Origin of the sequence: Streptomyces sp. NPDC059248 (genome assembly GCF_042753905.1) — a bacterium.
GTDB lineage: Bacteria > Actinomycetota > Actinomycetes > Streptomycetales > Streptomycetaceae > Streptomyces.
Window position 1 is genome coordinate 1 of sequence record NZ_JBHYZV010000173.1, and the last position, 2,043, is coordinate 2,043.

Here is a 2,043-nt window from a genome sequence, read left to right on the forward strand (position 1 = left end):
CTGATGTCAGGGGTCGCCGCCTCGGCCGTGTCCGGCCCCGGTCGCGTATCGAGCCGCGCCCGGGTCCGGGCGCGGCTCAGTTGAAGGAGTCGCCGCAGGCGCAGGAGCCGGTGGCGTTCGGGTTGTCGATGGTGAAGCCCTGCTTCTCGATGGTGTCGACGAAGTCGATGGAGGCGCCGCCCAGATACGGGGCGCTCATCCGGTCGGTGACGACCTTGACGCCGTCGAAGTCCTTGACGACATCGCCGTCGAGGGAGCGCTCGTCGAAGAACAGCTGGTAACGCAGGCCGGAGCAGCCGCCGGGCTGGACGGCGACGCGCAGCGCCAGATCGTCGCGGCCCTCCTGGTCGAGCAGGGCCTTCACCTTGGCCGCGGCGGCGTCGGACAGGAGGATGCCGTCACTCACGGTCTGGGTCTCGTCCGATACGGACATCTGCTTCATCACTCCCGGGATGGGCTCTCCCCACCGAGGCAGGGGAGGTACGGAGACTGCTTGCCGACATTGCAACCGGCGGGGCCGCGGATTCATTCCGGGCCCGAAGGCGGGTCTTGCGGGGTCTTTCCCCTTCATGCTCGCACATCGCTCCCGGGACCATCGGGGGCCGTCGCGCCGGATCGGGAGGTGCGTCACATTGACGCTATCGAGATCGTCAAAGTGACACGAAGTGATTATCATAGATAACGTCAATCAGACGAAAAGGGCTGATCGTAGAGAGAAAGGTGTGTGGGACGTGACCACCACCCCAGCCGGTACCGGGCAGCGGAGCGCCACGCTCGATGTGCAGCCGACGCCGCTCGCACTGCTGCTGCTCGGCCGGGAGGCCGACCCGAGGAGCGAGCGCGGCGTCGAGTGCCCCGGCGATCTCCCGTCCCCGTCCGATCCGGACCTGGTGGAGCGTGCCCGCGCCGCCAAGGCCAGGCTCGGCGAGCGCGTCTTCGTCCTGGGCCATCACTACCAGCGGGACGAGGTCATCCAGTTCGCCGATGTCACCGGCGACTCCTTCAAGCTGGCCCGGGACGCCGCGGCCCGGCCGGAGGCGGAGTACATCGTCTTCTGCGGTGTCCACTTCATGGCGGAGTCCGCGGACATCCTCACCACCGACGCCCAGAAGGTCGTCCTGCCCGATCTCGCGGCCGGCTGCTCGATGGCCGACATGGCGACGGCCGAGCAGGTCGCCGAGTGCTGGGACGTGCTGACCGAGGCCGGCATAGCCGAGCGGGTCGTCCCCGTCTCGTATATGAACTCCTCGGCGGACATCAAGGCGTTCACCGGCCGGCACGGCGGCACGATCTGCACCTCGTCCAACGCCAAGCGGGCGCTGGAGTGGGCGTTCGAGCAGGGTGAGCAGGTGCTCTTCCTCCCCGACCAGCACCTCGGGCGCAATACCGCCGTCCTCGACCTGGGCATGTCCCTCGACGACTGTGTGCTCTACAACCCGCACAAGCCGAACGGCGGGCTCACGGCGGACGAGCTGCGGAACGCGAAGATGATCCTGTGGCGGGGCCACTGCTCCGTCCACGGGCGCTTCTCGCTCGACTCCGTCGAGGACGTCCGGGCCCGGATCCCCGGCGTCAATGTGCTGGTGCACCCCGAGTGCAAGCACGAGGTGGTGAACGCGGCGGACTACGTCGGTTCGACCGAGTACATCATCAAGGCGCTGGACGCGGCCCCCGCCGGGTCGAAGTGGGCGATCGGCACCGAGCTGAACCTGGTCCGCCGGGTGGCCGCGGCCCACCCCGACAAGGAGGTCGTCTTCCTCGACCGTACGGTCTGCTTCTGCTCCACCATGAACCGGATCGATCTGCCGCATCTGGTGTGGGCCCTGGAGTCGCTGGCCGACGGCACCCTGGTGAACCGGATCCAGGTCGATCCGGAGACCGAGCGGTACGCGAAGCTGGCACTGGAGCGGATGCTCGCCCTGCCGTAACCTCCGCGTCTCCCCCGCCGACCCGTCCCGGGGGGCCCGGCCCCACCACCCGCCCGGGGCCCCCGGGGGGGGGGGGTATAAACAAAAACGAGCCCCCCCGAACATAGTGGAAATG

At 68.5% G+C, this 2,043-nt stretch carries 2 protein-coding genes; one reads left to right on the plus strand and one right to left on the minus strand.

Annotated elements, in window-relative coordinates; all coding sequences use genetic code 11:
- Positions 1-76: 76 nt before the first annotated feature.
- Entirely contained in the window at positions 77-433 is a 357-nt protein-coding gene (locus ACFXG1_RS33090; protein ID WP_006349715.1) for an iron-sulfur cluster assembly accessory protein, read from the minus strand.
- A gap of 289 nt (positions 434-722) precedes the next feature.
- Between ACFXG1_RS33090 and nadA the strand changes: the two genes are divergently transcribed.
- A complete protein-coding gene (gene nadA / locus ACFXG1_RS33095) occupies positions 723-1,928 on the plus strand; it encodes a quinolinate synthase NadA (RefSeq protein WP_384723530.1) in 1,206 nt (401 codons plus the stop codon).
- Positions 1,929-2,043 lie beyond the last annotated feature (115 nt).